At 73.7% G+C, this 17275-nt stretch carries 20 protein-coding genes; 12 read left to right on the top strand and 8 right to left on the bottom strand.

Annotation, left to right across the window (positions count from 1 at the left end; genetic code table 11):
* Nucleotides 1-21: 21 nt before the first annotated feature.
* The 7 genes from J7523_RS03705 to J7523_RS03675 all read right to left on the bottom strand — a co-directional run bounded on the left by J7523_RS03705 (nucleotide 22) and on the right by J7523_RS03675 (nucleotide 6414).
* Nucleotides 22-852 (bottom strand): hypothetical protein, encoded by an 831-nt coding sequence (locus J7523_RS03705; protein ID WP_291882427.1) that lies wholly within the window; start codon nucleotides 850-852, stop codon nucleotides 22-24.
* Nucleotides 846-1835, bottom strand: a complete 990-nt coding sequence (locus J7523_RS03700; protein WP_291882424.1) for a hypothetical protein — start codon at nucleotides 1833-1835, stop codon at nucleotides 846-848. Before J7523_RS03700 ends, J7523_RS03705 begins: the two co-directional genes overlap by 7 nt.
* Nucleotides 1836-1888: 53 nt before the next feature.
* Nucleotides 1889-3205, bottom strand: coding sequence for a ferric reductase-like transmembrane domain-containing protein (locus J7523_RS03695; RefSeq protein WP_291882421.1), 1317 nt, complete (start codon nucleotides 3203-3205; stop codon nucleotides 1889-1891).
* Nucleotides 3202-3375 (bottom strand): hypothetical protein, encoded by a 174-nt coding sequence (locus J7523_RS03690; RefSeq protein ID WP_291882420.1) that lies wholly within the window; start codon nucleotides 3373-3375, stop codon nucleotides 3202-3204. The genes J7523_RS03695 and J7523_RS03690 overlap by 4 nt, the downstream gene beginning before the upstream one ends.
* The gene (locus J7523_RS03685; RefSeq protein WP_291882418.1) at nucleotides 3372-4325 is read right to left on the bottom strand and encodes a hypothetical protein; all 954 of its coding nucleotides are present in this window, start codon (nucleotides 4323-4325) and stop codon (nucleotides 3372-3374) included. The genes J7523_RS03690 and J7523_RS03685 overlap by 4 nt, the downstream gene beginning before the upstream one ends.
* 1 nt (nucleotide 4326) lies before the next feature.
* The gene (locus tag J7523_RS03680) at nucleotides 4327-5760 is read right to left on the bottom strand and encodes a hypothetical protein (RefSeq protein ID WP_291882417.1); all 1434 of its coding nucleotides are present in this window, start codon (nucleotides 5758-5760) and stop codon (nucleotides 4327-4329) included.
* A gap of 243 nt (nucleotides 5761-6003) precedes the next feature.
* Nucleotides 6004-6414 carry a hypothetical protein gene (locus tag J7523_RS03675; protein WP_291882414.1) on the bottom strand — a complete coding sequence of 137 codons (411 nt, stop codon included), beginning with the start codon at nucleotides 6412-6414 and terminating at the stop codon, nucleotides 6004-6006.
* Between the two features lie 445 nt (nucleotides 6415-6859).
* Between J7523_RS03675 and J7523_RS03670 the strand changes: the two genes are divergently transcribed.
* The 11 genes from J7523_RS03670 to J7523_RS03620 all read left to right on the top strand — a co-directional run bounded on the left by J7523_RS03670 (nucleotide 6860) and on the right by J7523_RS03620 (nucleotide 14926).
* Entirely contained in the window at nucleotides 6860-7156 is a 297-nt protein-coding gene (locus J7523_RS03670) for a hypothetical protein (protein WP_291882411.1), read from the top strand.
* A gap of 183 nt (nucleotides 7157-7339) precedes the next feature.
* On the top strand, nucleotides 7340-8683 hold the full coding sequence (locus J7523_RS03665; RefSeq protein ID WP_291882409.1) for a fatty acid--CoA ligase family protein: 1344 nt from the start codon (nucleotides 7340-7342) through the stop codon (nucleotides 8681-8683).
* Entirely contained in the window at nucleotides 8680-9423 is a 744-nt protein-coding gene (locus J7523_RS03660) for a glucose 1-dehydrogenase (RefSeq protein ID WP_291882407.1), read from the top strand. The genes J7523_RS03665 and J7523_RS03660 overlap by 4 nt, the downstream gene beginning before the upstream one ends.
* Entirely contained in the window at nucleotides 9417-9698 is a 282-nt protein-coding gene (locus J7523_RS03655; protein WP_291882404.1) for an acyl carrier protein, read from the top strand. Before J7523_RS03660 ends, J7523_RS03655 begins: the two co-directional genes overlap by 7 nt.
* The gene (locus J7523_RS03650; protein ID WP_291882401.1) at nucleotides 9695-10666 is read left to right on the top strand and encodes an AvrD family protein; all 972 of its coding nucleotides are present in this window, start codon (nucleotides 9695-9697) and stop codon (nucleotides 10664-10666) included. The genes J7523_RS03655 and J7523_RS03650 overlap by 4 nt, the downstream gene beginning before the upstream one ends.
* Nucleotides 10667-10694: 28 nt before the next feature.
* On the top strand, nucleotides 10695-11402 hold the full coding sequence (locus tag J7523_RS03645) for an AAA family ATPase (RefSeq protein WP_291882398.1): 708 nt from the start codon (nucleotides 10695-10697) through the stop codon (nucleotides 11400-11402).
* Nucleotides 11403-11404: 2 nt separating this feature from the next.
* Nucleotides 11405-12142 carry an alpha/beta fold hydrolase gene (locus J7523_RS03640; protein WP_291882639.1) on the top strand — a complete coding sequence of 246 codons (738 nt, stop codon included), beginning with the start codon at nucleotides 11405-11407 and terminating at the stop codon, nucleotides 12140-12142.
* A gap of 57 nt (nucleotides 12143-12199) precedes the next feature.
* The gene (locus J7523_RS03635; RefSeq protein WP_291882394.1) at nucleotides 12200-12793 is read left to right on the top strand and encodes a flavodoxin family protein; all 594 of its coding nucleotides are present in this window, start codon (nucleotides 12200-12202) and stop codon (nucleotides 12791-12793) included.
* 35 nt (nucleotides 12794-12828) lie between these two features.
* Entirely contained in the window at nucleotides 12829-13242 is a 414-nt protein-coding gene (locus tag J7523_RS03630) for a nuclear transport factor 2 family protein (protein WP_291882391.1), read from the top strand.
* An 84-nt stretch (nucleotides 13243-13326) separates the two neighbouring features.
* Entirely contained in the window at nucleotides 13327-14001 is a 675-nt protein-coding gene (locus J7523_RS03625; RefSeq protein ID WP_291882388.1) for an HAD-IB family hydrolase, read from the top strand.
* Nucleotides 14002-14080: 79 nt separating this feature from the next.
* Nucleotides 14081-14926, top strand: a complete 846-nt coding sequence (locus tag J7523_RS03620) for a helix-turn-helix transcriptional regulator (protein ID WP_291882385.1) — start codon at nucleotides 14081-14083, stop codon at nucleotides 14924-14926.
* Here the strand turns inward: J7523_RS03620 and J7523_RS03615 are convergent.
* Entirely contained in the window at nucleotides 14869-15609 is a 741-nt protein-coding gene (locus tag J7523_RS03615; RefSeq protein ID WP_291882382.1) for a 4'-phosphopantetheinyl transferase superfamily protein, read from the bottom strand. The two genes, J7523_RS03620 and J7523_RS03615, sit on opposite strands and share 58 nt — an antisense overlap.
* Nucleotides 15610-15770: 161 nt before the next feature.
* On the opposite strand from J7523_RS03615, the gene J7523_RS03610 reads away from it, so the two are divergent.
* Nucleotides 15771-17273, top strand: coding sequence for a glycosyltransferase family 39 protein (locus tag J7523_RS03610; RefSeq protein WP_291882379.1), 1503 nt, complete (start codon nucleotides 15771-15773; stop codon nucleotides 17271-17273).
* Nucleotides 17274-17275 lie beyond the last annotated feature (2 nt).

Raw genomic sequence — 17275 nt, 5'->3', positions numbered from 1 at the left:
CCGGCGTTCGTCGTCGCGGGGTCAGCCGCCGAGGCGCAGCGACCGCACGGCGACGCCCTCGCCGACGACGACGAACAGCACCTGCCCGTCGGGGTCGACGCGCAGCAGGCGGGGCGACAGGTCGCCGACGTCGCCCACGACCTCGACCCGTCCGTCGGCCGTCACGCGCGCGACCGAGCCGTCCCGCACGGCGTACGGCCGTCCGGCGGCGTCGAAGCCGATGGGGTGCACGAGCCACGCGTACGGCTCGGTTCCCGCGAAGGGTGAGCGGCGTACCGTCCCGTCGGGCTCGACGACCTCCACGCCGCGCTGACCCGCGTCGACGTCGGTGAACACCGCGTACAGGCGCCCGTCGACGACGAACGGCTCACCCGCGTCGAGGCTGCGCCGCACGGTGCGGACGGGCTCGCCGGTGCCGGCGTCCCGCTCGTCGACCGCAGGGCCGTGCCGCTCGACGGTCCAGACGCGGCCGTCGTCCGTCAGGAGCGTCCGGAAGTCCCCGACACGCTCCCACGCCGGCGCCCCGTCGAGGTACCAGCGCACGCGTGCGCCCTCGTCGACGCGGTCCATCAGGCCGTAGCTGCGTTCGGACACCACCGCGACGTCGAGCATCGGCCCCGTGTCGTCGGGGAGCTCGATGTGGCCGGGTCGGCCGCAGCGCACCATGCGCACCGCACCGTGCGTGACCCACAGGTCACCGGCGGCGTCCCGCCGCACGTGCACCGGGGACGGCACGAGGCGGACGTCCTCGGGGAGCGTCCAGCCGCCCTGCGGCGCCGGCTCGGTGCGGCGTGGCAGCCCCGTCGGCCCGTCGGACCACGGCACGGTCGCGAGCGTCGTCGCGGCTACCACCGCGGGCTCCAGAACTTGACCGGTCCGGTCGTCGACTTCAACAGCTCCTCGATGGTGGTCGTCTCGATCTTGAGGTTGTGGTGCGGCGGTCCCCAGTGGCTGATGATCTCGACCTCTCCGCCGACGGTCTTGCCGGTCGCGAGCGCGACGTGGCCCGCGGCTGTCTTGAAGATGACGATGTCCCCTCGCAGCGGCCTCGGCGAGCCGGCCTTGGCGGGGTCGTAGACGTACTCGGCGCCCGATCGCAGCTCCGCCTCGATGGTCTCCGGGAAGGCGAACCCGCCGCGCGCCTTGTCGGCAGCCTGGCCCTTCGTGTAGATCTCGCGCATCCGGTCCTCGGTGATCTGCCCTGCGCGGAACGCGGAGAACATCACCATCTCCCAGCAGTTTCCCTTCACCGTCGCGACGGCGGGCACCGCACCCCCGCCGAGCATCCATTTCATGAAGTCGCTGCCGGACGTCGTCGGTCCTCGCACGTCGACGGGGCTCAGCGGGACCCACTCCCCGGTGCCGACGGCCCCCTCGGCCTTGGCCGCCACGGCCGACCGGCTGCGCGCGAGCCGGAGCCAGCCGTCGAGGTCGTGCGGGGCGAACACCGTGCCCGGGGCGAGCTCGTTGAGGTAGCGCAGGAGCAGCCTCAGGGCGAGCCGCGCCTCCTCCGCCTTCACCTTCGGGGCGGGTGGCTTCGCGCTGGCCATCAGCGCTTTGAACTCGTCGGTGGCGTCCAGCTGGGCGTCGGTGACCTGCGACGGGTCCGTCTTCATGTGGTCCGCGATGGCGGACCGCTGCACCCGCACCGCCGGGTCACGCCGGTCCCGGCCGAGGAGGGTCGCGGTCGCGGCGTTGCCGGCGGCCCGCTGGAGCGCCAGCACCCCTGTGAGGCCCGTCGCGGTGCCGGCTCGTCGCGGCGGCGTGGTGCGTTCGGCTGCCCGCGCCCGCCGGTCGCCCGACGGGGTGGCGTGCGTGAGTGCGGAACGCCCCATCGACGTCGCCCCCTCGCCTCGTCGAATGTCCGAATTGTACGCTTTCGGACCGGTCAGTGGACCGTCTGGTAGCCCTCGGCGTGCAGCTGTGCCCGCGGCAGCCCGGCACGCGTCAGGTCCGTCATGAGCGTGCGAGTCATGACCGGCGGCCCGCAGACGAAGACGTCGCGACGCACCAGGTCGGGCACGCGGCGGAGCAGGGAGGGCGCGGTGAGCTCCCCTCCCCCGGGCTGGGTCAGGTAGTGAAGCCGGGCGCCTGCGCGGTCGGCGAGGCGGTCGAGCTCGTCCGCCAGGAGCGCCCGCGAGGCGTCGGTCGTGCGGTAGAGCAGGAGCACGTCGCCGCCGGACGGGATGTGCAGCGTCTCGAACAGCGCCCGCATCGGCGCGATGCCGATCCCTCCCGCGATCAGGACCACGTCGCGCCGGGTGCGGCGACGCTCGGTGAGGATCCCGTACGGCCCGTCGGCGACCACGCGCACGCCCGGCGAGATGGCCTGCAGCGCACGCGTCGTGTCGCCCCGGGCCGCGACGGTGAGGCGGAGCGTGTCGTGCTGCGGCGGTGCCGACAGCGAGAACGGGTGGGCCCGCCGCCACGTGTGCGGGGTGAGGAAGCGCCAGCGGAAGTACTGCCCGGGCTGGGCGTCCAGCTCGTCGAGCCGGCGCCCGTGGACGGTGATCGAGACGGTCCCGGCGGCCTCGGTGACCACGGACGCGACCCGCATCCGGTGCCGCACGGCCGCGTGGACCGGCTTCAGGACGCGGTGCCGCACGACGAGCGCGAACGCTCCTGCGTAGAGCAGCGACCAGCCGACCTGCACCACCCGGCGCCCGGCCAGGTCAGGCCCGGCGAGCTGGTGCACGAACGCGGCGGCGATCGCCACGTAGGTGAGGAGGTGGATGCCGTGCCACGTCTCGTACCGGATGCGGCGCCTCGCCCGGCGGGCGGACGTGACGGCGACCAGCACGAGGAGACCGACGGCGACGACCGCGGCGGCCACGCCGGGCATCCGCAGCACCTCGGTCGTCGCGCTGCCGGCGTCGAGACCGCGGAGCCCGGCCCAGACGACGACCGCGGCGCAGGCGTGCGTCGCGATCAGAGCCATCACCAGGCGCCCGCCGCGCGCGTGCCACCGGGCGAGCTCGTCGACGCCGACGGCCTGCTCGATCACCGGCCACCGCGACATGAGCGCCACGAGGACCACCGAGCCGTACCCGGCGAGCATCCCGGACAGGTGCGCGACGAGCACGGCGCCGTCGATGCCGCCGCCGGGCACGGCCGACGCACGGACCGGCCACGCCGCGACCAGGGCGCCGAGCAGGATCAGCACCTTGAGCCGGGCGGCGTCGCCCGGGCCGTGGCGGGTGCTCATGGCCCGCGGTGGGTGGCCGGAGCGGCGCCCGACGGCGCCGGCCACGGCACGTCCACGGGCGACGTGGTCGGGGCGGTCAGTCCGAGCGTCAGCCCGACGGCGAGCGTGACGCAGGCGAGGGCGACGCTCGCCCCGTGCCTGCGCCACCACCCCGCCGGCGCCGCGCTCACGGCACGCTCGCCGCGAGCACCCGCGCCTCCACCGGCACCGGTGCGGCCGGACCGTCGACGAGATCGCCGTCACGACGGAACTCGGCCATGGTCCGCTCGGCGCCGAACGTGCGCCGCAGCCACCGGTAGTACAGGAACGCGGCAGGGCCGAAGGCCGCCTGCGCGGGCACGATGACGTCGGTCCGGGCGTCGATGAACACGTCCGTCAGTAGCGGGAGCAGCGCCGGGACGACGGCACCGCACAGGACCGAGATGATCGCGGCACCCCGAGCGGCCCGCGGACCGTACGCCTTGAGGGCGGCGATGACGAACAGGCTGTAGATGAGCAGGTCGCCCAACCCGATGGTCGCGTTGTAGATCCCGATGCGGAACCCCACGGACGGGTCGAACGGCCACCCGATGAACCGCTGGGCGAGCGTGTTCGTGACGGGCCAGACGAAGGTGAAGACGGCGTCGTACCCGGCCAGGACGAGCCCGAACCATGCGACGTGCCGCAGCCGCATCCCGCCCTGCACGTAGAGGTTGGCTGTCGCGACCGCGGCGCCGACCACGAGCAGGTCGTTCTCCACCCAGAACAGCTGCCAGCCCACGACCGTGCCGAGCATCGTGCGGCCCATCCAGATGTTCGCGGCGATCACGACCCCGACGACGACCCACGTCCGGGCCGGGCCGAGGACGGGCCGCAGCCCGAACACGAGCGCCGAGGTGAACGTCAGGCCGAGGACGACCAGGAGCGGTGTGAGCGGCAGGACGAGGTACAGCAGCGGGAGCACGACGATGAAGCCGAAGACCACCACGATGTCCACGCCGTTGAACGTGCCGATCGCGGGCCGGTCCATGCGGACGCGTCGCAGGTAGAGGACCGACAGCGCGATCGTGAGGAGCGTCCCCGTGATCGCCACGCCCGACGCCAGGAACGTCGGGAGGGTCGAGGAGGTCGGCGTTCCCATGTCAGGCCCCCACCGGCTCGGCTGCCTGCTCCGCAGCCGCGAAGCCCAGCTCGCGCAGGTCGCTGCGGACCCGACGCAGGCCGGACGCTTCCTGGTCGGCGACGACCCGCACGCGCACGTCCAGGCCCCGTCCGGCGAAGTGGTCGGTCAGCCACGCGCCGCTCAACCCGTCCACCGCGTTCGCGGGCAGGTCGAGGCGCAGCCGGCCACCGTCCTGCTCGGCGCGGAACCGGGCGGGCCACGGTCTGGTGGGCAGGTCCTCGACGGCCTCGACGAGCTCACGCGGCGTGACCACGTCGCCCGGCGCGACCTCGATCAGCTGGCTCGCCTTCCCCAGCACCGCGCTGGTCGCGGGGATGCCGGCCTGCTCGCAGGTGACGGGTCCGGGCAGCCGCCGCACGACGTCCCGGGTGTCGTAGCGCAGCACGGGCATGCACTCCCGGTACGGGAAGTACGGCGTCACGACGAGCGTGCCGAGCTCGCCTGGCGCCGCCGGGGCACCCGACGTCAGCCCGAGCACCTCCACGTCCCCCATGGTCAGGTCGTGGTGGAGGTGCCCGGCCGAGCAGCTCGTCGCGGTCACGGGGATCACCTCGGTCATCCCGAAGTTGTCGGACACCGGCGCGCCGAACGTCTCCTCGGCGGCCGCACGGACGGCGGGCGAGAGGATCTCGCTCACGCAGTCGATGCGGCGGAGCCGGAAGTCGTCGGGCCCGAGGCCGCGGCGCCGCGCCCCGACGACCAGCTCGGCGAGGTAGCTCGCGTTGGCGGACATGGCGGTCGCGCTGCCGACGAGGGCGTCGAGCGCGTCGTCGACCGCGACGATGCCGAGGACCCGGCAACGCGCACCCACGAGCCGGCAGGTGAGGGACGCGAGCTGCACGGCGGCCGTCGCCCGCGAGCTGACGTGCACCTGCATCAGGTCGTCGCCGTGGAGCTCGTCGTGCAGGACACCGCTCAGCGCGCCGAGCGCCGCCGCGACCTCGAGCTCGTAGCGGGACAGCCAGATCTCCAGGGCCCGGCCGGTCGTGCCGGTGGTGCGGGTCGCCAGGTGCGGGCGGCTGCCGTGGCAGACGAAGTCGCGCGGGCGGCTCATGAGGTCGTCCTTCGTGGTCACCGGCAGGTCGAGCAGCGTCGTGGCGTCGGCCGTGCGGGGCTGGAAGCCGGTGGCGGCGAACCGTTCGGCGTAGAACGGCGACAGGTCCGCCAGGCGCCGTGCGGTGCGCCGGATCGACCGGTCCGCGTGGTCGGCCCGGTCGGTGTCGTCGGCGAACGGCGTCTCGATGACCTCGCGGGCCTCGAGCCCGAGCTCGCCGAACTCGGCGACCGTGGCGGCCGCGTCGGCGACGAGCCTGGTCAGCGAGGCGGTGTCGAACGGTCGGCCCCACGTCATGCTCAGCGCCATGCGCAGCTGGCGGACCCCGGTCTCGAACACGGCGTGCTCCTCTCCTGGTGGTGCGGGCGGAGACCGTCCGCCCGGCGGCCGGGCGGACGGTCTGGGATCACGGTCAGAAGCCGTTCCCGGCGCCGACGGCGAACATGACGGCGGACATCGAACCCAGCACGTACTTCACGTGCTTGGCGCTCTTGAGCAGAGACTTCATGGCGTTCCCTCCCTTCGCGGTGACGGTCCCGACGCGCCGGCCGGCCGGTCGGTGCGTGCTGTCGCGGTCGCCCGTCACGGGAGGACGACGACCTTCGCGTTCATCTCCGGGTGCACGGTGCACGTCAGGAGGAAGGTGCCCGCCGTGGTCCACGGGGGCGTCGTGTAGACGTCGTTCTCCTCGAGCATCTTGAGCGGGGCCATCGCGGCGTGGCCCGGGTCCTTGAGCAGCCCGTGCTTGCCGGGACCGATGATGTGGACCCACCGGGAGTCGTTCTGGAAGCTCAGCCGGTCACCGCGGTGGATCGTGATGACCGGTATGCCGTCCGCACCTCGACGGGCGTCGGGCACACCCGTGATCTCGTACCCCTCGTGGCCCATGCCGATCATCCCGGCCGGCACCGGGTGCAGCGGCGGTGCGGCCGCCGGGACCGCCATGGCGGCGACGACGAGCGCGGCGGCGACCGCGAACCGAGGAATCCCCATCAGAACCTCCGTGCCGACGAACTCAGGTGCCGACCACCCGGGACCCGGACGGCCATCCGCGCACCGACCGGGCTGCTTCCGGTCGGGGTGGGCGGCGGGGTCCGAGCGGCCGCCCGAGGCGGCCGGCGGTTGCCTGCCGCAACCTGCTGCCCCTGGACGAGGTGCGGACGCCGGCCGCTGATACGCGCGGTCGCCAGGCGGCGCGATCGCTGCCCGGACGCCCCCGCGGGACTGCCCGTCCGGGCGGCGGGCGCGTCCCGTCCGACTGCCCGGACGGACGTCTGGGCGGGGCGGCCGTGCCGCGCGAGGGGCAGCGCGGCACGAGATGTCGCACATGGACGGAATGTCTGTGCAGGTCGGGGCGTTGCCGTCGACGGTCCATGCCCCGACCGGCGGGGCGCTGCGGCCGTCAGACGCTCACCCGACACTCGCACCGGAGGTACCCGTGCCCGTGCCCGTCCCCGCGCCTGCCCCGCAGCCGCCGTCCGCCGAGCAGACCGAGGTCGCACCACCGCCCGCGCGCCGCGCCCTGTCCGTGCACCGTCGCGCGCTGCTGACCTGGGTCGCCGTCTACCCGACGATCACGGTCGCCCTGCTGCTCCTGCACCCGCTGATCGGCGGCCTGCCCGTCGCGGTGCAGACGCTCGTCCTGACCGCCGTCGTCGTGCCGCCCGTCGTCTACGTCCTGCTTCCCGCACTCCTGCGCGCCGACGCGCGGCTGGCCCGTCGCCGCTCGGCCTGACCCGGCGCTGTCCCCCTGACCTGCGCAGACGCCAGTCGGGGGGCGGTGCCGGTGACGTGGTGGTGCCACCACCAGTGTCACCAGCAATGGTCCCGACACAGGCTGGGTACCCGCCGGGACCGCCGCCAGGATCGTCGTCGTGCCTCCGACAGACGCGTCGGAGGCACCCGACGAGGGGGCGACATGATCGAGCAGTACATCGAGCGGATGACCGCCTGGCCGACCCAGGACGCCGTCGTCGACGCGACCGGGAGCACGACCTACCTCGAGCTCCTCACCGACATCTCGCGACTTGGCGACGCGTTCCGGGGCGCCGGCATCACCGCGGGCGCCGTGGTCGCCGTCGAGGCGCAGCACTCGGCCCAGGCCGGTGCCGCGCTGCTGGCCCTGGCCGAGCTCGGTGCGATCTGCGTCCCGATGACGACGCTGCCCGAGCAGAAGACCCGCGAGTTCCTCGACGTCGGCGAGGTCGAGTGGCGGGTGGCCGTGCAGGCGGACCCGTCCACGCCCCCGACGGTCGGCGCGACGGGCGTCACCGCCACGCACGCCCTGTACGGCCGCCTCCGCGAGGCCGGCGTCCCCGGCCTGGTGCTGTTCAGCTCGGGGACGACGGGCCGCAGCAAGGCGTCCGTCCTCGACCTGACGCGCATCCTCGAGCGGTACGTGGCCGACCGCCCGGCGCAGCGGATCCTGTCGTTCCTCAACCTGGACCACATCGGCGGCATCAACACGCTGCTCCACACGCTCGGTTCCGGCGGCACCGTCGTGACCGTCCCCGACCGGACGCCCGACGAGGTGCTCGCCACGATCGAGCGGCACCGCGTCAACGTGCTGCCGACCACGCCGACGTTCCTCACGATGCTGCTGATCAGCGGCGCGGTCGACCGGTACGACCTGTCCTCGCTCACGCACATCACGTACGGCACCGAGCCGATGCCGGCGCAGACGCTGCGCCGCCTCGCGGAGGCGCTCCCCGACGTCACGCTCAAGCAGACCTACGGGCTGTCCGAGCTCGGGATCCTCGCGACGAAGTCCCGCGGGAACGACAGCCTCTGGGTCAAGCTCGGCGGCGAGGGCTTCGACTACAAGATCCTCGACGGCGTCCTGTGGATCCGGTCGCGGATGGCGATGCTCGGCTACCTCAACGCCGACGCACCGTTCGACGAGGACGGCTACTTCAACACGCAGGACGCCGTCCGCGTCGACGGCGAGTACCTGCAGATCCTCGGCCGCAAGTCCGAGATCATCAACGTCGCCGGGGAGAAGGTCTACCCCAACGAGGTCGAGTCGGTGCTCCTCGAGCTCGACAACGTGCTCGACGTGACCGTCTCGGGGCTGCCCAGCCCGGTGACCGGCCAGGTCGTCCAGGCGGGTCTGCTGCTCGCCGAGCCGGAGGACCCGCGCGCGCTGCGCCGTCGGGTCGACGCCCACTGCCGCAACCGGCTCGAGCCGTTCAAGATCCCCGCCAAGATCGTCGTCACCGAGGGTGCGCACCACTCCGAGCGGTTCAAGAAGGTCCGCGCATGAGCGCGGCGACCGCCGTCGACACGCGCGTCGCCCTCGTCAGCGGTGCGAGCCGCGGCCTCGGCCTGGCCGTCGCGGAACGGCTGCTGGCCGACGGCTGGTCCGTGGCCACGTTCAGCCGCTCCCGCTCCGACGAGCTCGACAAGGTGATCGAGAGCTGGCCCGACACGTTCTCGTGGGTGCAGGGCGACGTCAGCACCGACGACATGCGGCAGCACGTGCGCGGGGTCCAGGAGCGGTTCGGACCGGTCGACGTGCTCGTGAACAACGCCGGCCTGCTGCACCAGGAGCTGTTCCTCACGATGCCGGAGCGGCGGATCGACGAGCTGCTCGCGGTCAACCTCGCGGGACCGGTCCGGCTCGCCCAGGCGTGCGCGCGGCAGATGTCCGCGCGCGGCCGGGGCGTCATCCTCAACGTCTCGTCGATCAACTCGCTGCGGGGCTTCCGCGGGGTCGCGGCCTACGCCGCGGCCAAGGCCGGGCTCGACGGCCTCACGCGCGCCCTGGCCCGCGAGCTCGGGCCGGCCGGCATCCGCGTCAACTCCCTGGTGCCCGGCTACTTCGAGACGGCGATGACCTCGCAGGTCACCGACGAGAACCGGGTGCGGATCACCCGGCGGACCCCGCTCGGGCGCCTCGGCACGACCGACGAGATCGCCCGCGTCGCCACGTTCCTGCTCTCGGACGAGGCGGCGTTCATCACCGGCCAGACCATCACCGTGGACGGAGGACTCACATGCTGAACGACGCACGCCTCACCGAGATCGTCACCACCGCCGTCGTCGACCTGCTGGGCGACCTGCACGACGAGCACGACGACATCCCCCTGGACGCCACCTTCGCCGAGGTGGGCCTCAACTCGCTCATGCTCGCGCGCCTGGTGATCGCGCTCGAGACCGAGGTCGGGCTCGACCCGTTCACGGGCGAGCGGTCGATCGTCGACGTGCACACCGTCCGGGAGCTCGTGGCGGTCTACGCGGAGGCGGCGGGCGACCAGCAGCCCGTGGTGGCCCGATGACGACGCTCACCTTCGGGTCGGTCGACGACTACCTGGGCCCGGCGGACGAGCGGTTCTTCGGTGCGGGGTACCGCCGCTCCGAGCTCGACCTGCACGGCATCGCGGTCGGGCCGGACCGGGCGGCGGGCACGCTCGCCGTCGGGTACCCGTCGGACTGGTCGCGCAAGAAGGTCGGCATCGACCTGCGCCCCCACCTCTCGACGGTCGACGGCATCCTCGTCGCGGTCCAGCTCACCGACGCGCTGCTCACCAGCCGCCTCGGCCTGTCGGCCGCGGAGCGCACGGTCGTCGCCCTGACGCGGGTGGTCGTCCGCGCCGGGACGGCACCCGACGAGGAGCTCGGCGCGCTGCCGGTCGAGGCCGCGGTCCGCCGCAGCACCGTGCTCGACGACGGCCGGGCGGCCACCGCGGTCGACGTGTCGGTCGGCCGGATGCGGCTGCGCTGCGACGTCACCCACCCCGTCGCGACGCGCGCAGCGGCCCCCGACGGGCGGCCAGTGCCGGGCGTGCTCGGCGACCCCACCCGGCGGTTCTGGGGCGAGGGGTACCGCGCGAGCCGGCAGGAGATCCGCGACGTCGAGGTCGACCTGACCGACCTGCACGCGACCGCGACCGTCTCGACGGCGGCCCTCCCCGCGGTCGTCGACCAGGGGCTCGGCGGCCGCCCCGGCCCCGTGACGCTCGTCGACGCGTTCGTCAGCTCGCTGCAGGTCTTCCAGATCCTGCTCTACGAGCTCGACGGACTGAGCAGGTCCGAGTCCAACACGCTCTGGATGCAGCAGACGACCCTCACGCTCGACCCGCAGCGGCGCGACGCCCGCGACCTCACGGTCGACATCACCGCGTCCGACCTCCTCGAGCTGCCCAGCGGCACGTGGCGCAACCTCACGTTCGACGCGGTCACCGGTCCGGTCCGGCAGCGCAGCGTCTTCGCCCACAACCTCCCGGTCGCGGCCCTCAGCCGGTGACGACCCGCACACCCACCTTGGAGCACCCATGAAGCTCGCAATCTCCGGCACGTACTCGTCGGGCAAGACCTCGACGGTGATGGCGCTGTCGTACTACACGGGCGTCCCGCGCACGGTGGCGGCTGCGATCCGCGAGATCATGCCGCTCGCCGTCCCGGGCAAGCGGCTCACGGAGGTCACCCCCGCCGAGTACGTCCAGCTCGCGGTGCGGCGCCACGCGGGCCGCGTCGCCGCCGAGGCACGCCTGGGCGACTCGTTCCTCTCCGACGGCACGTCGCTGCAGGAGTGGATCTACGCGTCCGCCCGCGTGCAGTTCGGCATGGACCCGGGCGCCGGCCAGGTCGTCGCACGCGAGGACCTCGACCTCGAGATGCTGTTCTTCGAGAAGGTCACCGACCAGCTCGGCCACGCGTTCCGGCAGCACGTGGCCGGCACGTACGACGCGGTCGTGCACCTCGTGAACGAGCGCCCGATCGCGGACGACGGCCACCGGCCGATGAACGAGGCGTTCCGCACGTACTGCGACGACATGCTGGTCCGCACGGTCCACGAGCTGGGCATCCCGCTGTACGAGTACCGGGGCTCGATCGAGGAGCGGCTCGTGCAGCTCGCCGCGCAGTTCGACCTGTCGCCCGTGATGTCCGTCGACGACGCGATCGAGCGGATGCGGGCGGACTACGACGCCATCGACAAGCGCCTCGAGCACGAGCGGGCGCTCGCCGGGACGCCGCGGTGACGATGCTGTTCTGCCTGTCGCACGCGGGCGGGGTCGCCACGACCGTGTACCGCGCGTGGCAGGCCGAGCTCGCGCCCGAGCACGAGGTCGTCCCGGTCGACTACCCCGGCCGCGGCACCCGGTCGCACGAGACCCCGGACTCGTCGCCCGAGGCGGTCGTCGCGGACGTCGTGCGCCGGGTCGCGCGCCAGGTCACGCCGGGCGCCCCGTGGGCGGTCTTCGGGCACAGCATGGGCGCGATGGTCGCGTACCGGGTCGCGGCGCACGCGTGCCACGACCCCGCGCTCACGGCCCCGCAGGTGGTGTTCGTCTCGGGTCGCCGGCCGCCCGGCGACCGCCCCGTGCGGCCGCTCGGTGCGCTCTCGGTCGACGACCTCGTCGCGGACGCCGTCGCCTGGGGCGGCATCCCGCCCGAGGTCGGCGCGCGGCCGCACCTCGCGCGACCGCTGCTGCGTCGCCTGGTCGACGACCTGCGGCTGTCGCACGACCCGCCCGGTCCCGTCGCGCCGCTCACGTGCCCGCTGCACGTGCTGTGGAGCGACGGCGACCCGCTCACCCGCACCGACCGGATCGGGCGGTGGGCGCAGGCGTCGACCGGGCACGTCGGCTTCCACCGGTTCGCCGGCGACCACTTCTTCCTCGGGGACGGTGCGGGTCTCGCGATCCCGCTCGTCCGCGAGGTGCTGCGCCAGACCGCGCTGGACCGCTTGCCGGTCGACGCACTGGCGGCCCCGTCCTAGGGGCCGTTCACCGACCAGTCACCCACCACCCACCACCACGAACTCGAGGGGGCTCTCATGGCGACACCCAAGGTCGCGATCGCCTACTACTCCGGCTACGGCCACACGCAGGTGCTCGCCGACGCGGTGGCCACCGGCGCGAAGTCCGGCGGCGCCGAGGTCACGATGATCCAGGTCGACCAGATCACCGACGAGGACTGGGCCGCGCTCGACGGCGCCGACGCGATCATCTTCGGCTCACCCACCTACATGGGCAGCGCGTCGGGCAAGTTCCACGTGTTCGCGGAGTCCACGAGCAAGCGCTGGGCCACGAAGGCGTGGCAGGACAAGATCGGCTCCGGGTTCACGAACGCCGCCTGCAAGGCCGGCGACAAGCACTCGACGCTCGCGTACTTCGCGACGCTCGGCGCCCAGCACCTCATGAACTGGGTGAACCTCGGGCTCCACCCGGGCTGGCACACCAGCTCGGAGACCGAGGACGACCTCAACCGCCTCGGCTACTTCAACGGCGCGGCGGCGACGACGCCGGCCGACCTCCCCGTCGACGCGGTGCACCCCGCGGACATCGCGACCGCCGAGCACCTCGGCACCCGCGTCGCGGAGTTCACCGAGATCGTCCTCGCGGGCCGCGAGGCGCTCACCAAGGCCTGACCCACCGGAGCAGGACACAACGAGAGGAAACCATCATGACGAACACCCAGACCCTGACGTCCACCGACGAGGTCGTCGACGCCTTCTTCACCGCCTTCGGCTCGGGCGACAGCGAGACGCTGCTCGGCCTCTTCTCCACCCCGACGGACCTGCGGGCCAACGGCGCGCCCAACGTGCCGTGGGTCGGTTCCAAGGCCGCGAAGGACGAGGTCGCCGGCTTCTTCGGCAGCTTCGGCGAGACGCTCGACTTCCAGTCCTTCGAGCTGCACAGCCGCATCACGGAGGGCGCGAACGCCGTGGCCTTCGCGACCGCCGTCTTCGCGGTCAAGGCCACCGGCAAGACGTTCCGCAACGACCTCGCGATCCACTTCACCGTCGTCGACGGCGAGATCACGCGCTACCACGTGTACGAGGACAGCTACGCGATCCACGAGGCGTTCAACGCCTGACGAGGGCGGCAGGGACAGCGGGGCCGCGACGGGTCGGGGAAACCCGTCGCGGCCCTCCCGCACGGACCACCGGAGGCCCCGCTGATGGCAAGGGCGCCACGCAGCATCGCCTACTTCGACGTCGACGGGACGCTCGTGACGCGCGCGAGCATGTGGGGCTTCCTCGGCTACTACCTCGTCGCGAACACCGAACCCGACCGACATCCGGCCGTCCGCGAGCGCATGGCCGTGCTGCGGTCACGTCGCCGGACGCGGGCCGAGGAAACGTCCGCCCTCATCGGCAACCTCGCGGGAGCCGCCGTCGAGGACGTGACGCGGCTCGGTCAGGAGTGGCTGCGCGACGAGCTCCGCCGGGGCGACTTCTTCCACCGCCCCACGCTCGACGCGCTGCGCGCGCACCAGGTCGCGGGCCACCGGATCGCGCTCGTGTCCTGCTCGCTGCCCGCCGTGCTGGGGCCCATCGCGCGGCTCCTCGACGTGGGCGACGTGTGGTGCACGTCGCCCGAGATCCGCAACGGCCGCTACACCGGGGGGCTGTGCGCGCCGCCGATGATCGGCGAGCGCAAGGCGTCGGCGGTGCTGCTGACGGCGACGTCGAACGGCGTCGACCTCGCGGACTGCACCGCGTACGGCGACCACGTCACGGACCTGCCGATGCTGCGGACGACGGGTCGCGCGGTCGTCGTCGGCGAGGACAGCACGCTCACCCGTGTGGCGCGGCTGCACGGCTGGCACCGGCTGCCCGGCGTCCCGCGGTGACGCCGTCGTCGCAGCCCAGGGGCACGCCGACGCACGATGGTGCGATGGGTCGCTGCGGGCCCTGGCTAGGATCCAACTCATGACAAACGGGACACCTCAGGCCACCGCCTCTGCGCTGCAGCTCGGGCGATTTCTCGCCGCGCGCCGCGCCGAGGCCTCGCCCGAAGCGGTGGGCCTGCCCTCGCGACGCCGCCGGCGCCCGGGCCTTCGCCGCGAGGAGGTCGCGATGCTGGCCGGCGTCGGCGCCTCCTGGTACCAGTGGATCGAGCAGGGGCGCGCGAGGAACGTCTCCCGGGAGGTGCTCGAGTCGATCTCCCGGACGCTCCAGCTCGACCGGGTGCAGCACCGGTACATGCTCAACCTCGCGGGCCTGTCGGAGGCCGACTCGTCGCTGCCGAGCTACGACCACCCGCTGATGAAGCAGGTCGCGCTCGGCTACATGCCCCACCCGGCGTACGTCGTCGACCGGTGCTGGAACGTGGTGTGCGCCAACGACGCCGCCGTCGAGCTCTTCGGCCCGCGGCTCGACGAGGGCAACTACCTCCGGATGCTGTTCACCGACCGGTCGCTGCAGGAGCGGTTCGTCGACTGGCGCAGCGAGGCCGCGAACACGCTCGCCCGCTTCCAGGCGCAGGCCGCCGGGTACATCGAGGCCCCCGACGTCCGCGACCTGATCCGGGAGCTCCGCGAGCAGTGCCCGGACTTCGCGGAGATGTGGGACACCCAGAACGTCTCGCGGACGTGCACCGCGCTCGCGATGTGCCCCGACGGCGGCGACGTGCAGGTGTTCGAGCAGGTGACGTTGCAGTTCACGTGCGTCGGCGGGTTCAGCCTCGTGCTGCTCACGACGAGCGAGGCGACGGCCGATCAGGCCTCGGTCACGCTCGAGGCGGAGCCGGTGGGGGCGGCCAGCGCGGCGGTGTGACCCGGGACGGCCCGGTCCACGACCGTCCAGCCCGGCGGGTCCACGGTGAGGTCGTCGGCGTCGAGCGCGCCTCGCAACCCCGTGCCGACGGCCTTGACGTAGGCCTCCTTGCGGGTCCAGAGGCGGGTGAACGCCGCCGGACGGTCGTCGTGCGGGGTCTGCTCGACGTGGCGCCGCTCGTGCGGGTGCAGCCGCGGGACCACCGCGAGCGCGTCGGGGTCGACTGGCTCGACGTCGACTCCGACGGGCACGCCGCGTCCGGCAACAGCGATCGCCACGAGCCCCCCGCCGTGCGAGAGCGAGAACTCGACCGCGGGTCCGTCGTCGGCGGGCGCAGGAGCTCGCGCGATCCCGAGGCCTCCGACCAGGACGGGCCGCCCGAGCCCGCCCTCGCTCCCGGGCACGCGCGCGCGACCGAACCGCAGCGCACGGGGATCCGCGTCGAGCAGCGCGCCGAACACCAACCGCAGGGCCGCATGAGCGGCGTGGTACCGCGCTCGGTCGGGCACGAGACGGAACCGCACGAGCCGCGCACGCTCGGCGTCGTCCAGCACGTCAGGCAACGGGCCACGCTCGTCGTCGACGCCCGGCACGCGCAGCACGACCGCGTGCGCCGTACCCGCGGCGAGCCGTGCGACGACCAGGTCCTCCCGCTCGGGGACGACGAGAGGGCCGGGGCGCACGCCGGCGAAACTACCGCGCTCCTTCCTCTGGCTGGGCCGTCGATCGCCGTTCGCAGGCGGACGGGTCGCACGACGACGCCGACCGCCGCAGCCAGCCGTGCACCCGGACGCCGGGCCGCGGCTCTCAGGCGATCTTCAGGCGGGTGCGGGACGCTGACTCGATGGGGTCGACGACCGCCCCTCCGGTCCGGCGCCTCGGTCCGGCCCCGACCGTGGGGGTCGCAGCGCTCGCGGTCGCCGTGCGGTGGGGGCTGCTCGGCGGCACGACGGGGCTGCGCGGCTACCACGGGTACGACGACGGCGTGTACTTCGCCGCGGCGATGTCGTTCGTGCACGGACGCGTGCCGTACCGGGATTTCCTGCTGCTGCACCCGCCCGGCATCGTCGTGGCGCTCAGCCCGTTCGCGCTGCTCGCGCGCTGGACGGACGACGCGACGGCCCTCGCGACGGCTCGGGTCGCGTTCGTGCTGGTCGGCGCCCTCAACGCGGTCCTCGTCGCGCGGGTCGCCCGTCGCTGGGGACCGACCGCCGCGGTCGTCGGCGGGGTCGTCTACGCGCTGTCGCCGGCCGCGGGCCTCGCGGACCGGCTCACGCTGCTCGAACCGCTCGGCACGCTCACGCTCCTCGGCGGTGTGCTGCTGCTCGTGCGCGCGGCGGAGGCCCGGGCACCCGCCTGGGTGCCGTGGGCGGGCGGCGCGGTGCTCGGGCTCGGCGTGACGGTGAAGATCTGGGACGTCGTTCCGCTCGTCGTGGTGCTCGGCTGGCAGCTCGTCGTGCGCGGCCGGCGCGTGGCACTCCGGGTCGCCGCCGGGGCCGCCGCCGCCGCGGCGCTGGTCGTCGTGCCGTTCGCCGTCGCGGCCGGGCCGCGCATGCTCCGGATGGTGGTGACCGACCAGCTCGGCCGGCCGCGGTACCCGGTCGGGCCTGCCGAGCGGCTCGCGGGCGTCGTCGGCGCCGACCCGACCCTGCCGCGCCCCGCAGGTGCGCTCGCCGCTGCGCTCGGCGTCATGGTCGTCGTCGTGGCCGGCGCCGCGGCGTGGCGGGCGCGTCGGGGCCGGCTGTGGGTCGCGATGGCGGTCGCCCAGGTCGCGGTGCTGCTCGCGGCCCCGTCCTGGCTGCCGCACTACGCGGCGTACGCCACCGCGGCGATCACCCTCGTGCTCGCGGCGGGCGCGTCGCTCGTCCCGGCACCTGGGTGGGTCACGGCCGGCGTCGCCGTCTGCGCTGCCGCCTCGCTCGTCGTGCCCGACCTCCGGGCGGTACCGCCGACGGTGTTCCCCGCCGCGCAGATCCGAGCCCACCTGCCGTCGGCAGGCTGCGTCGAGTCCGACTCGCCCGCGACCCTCGCGCTGCTCGACGTGCTGTCGCGCGACCTCGCGGCCCGCTGCCCCGTCCCCGTCGACGTGTCGGGCCGGACCTACGACGTGGGGACTCGCGACGCGCGTGGCCGGCCTGTCCCGCGGGTCCACAACATGGCGTGGCAGCGGTACGCGCGGTCCTACCTGCTGTCGGGGTCCGCCACGGTGCTGGCCCGAGGGCACGGTGACGGGTTCGACGCGACCACCGCGCACGCGCTCGCGGGCATGCGCACGGTGGTCCGCAGCGGCGGGGTCCGCCTGCTGCTGCCCCCGACGGCCGCGGACGCCCGAGCGCCGTCGTCGTGAGG

It is taken from the genome of Cellulomonas sp., assembly GCF_017744555.1.
GTDB lineage: Bacteria > Actinomycetota > Actinomycetes > Actinomycetales > Cellulomonadaceae > Cellulomonas.
Note: the sequence above shows the minus strand (reverse complement) of the source record. Positions and strands in the feature narration are given on the sequence as shown.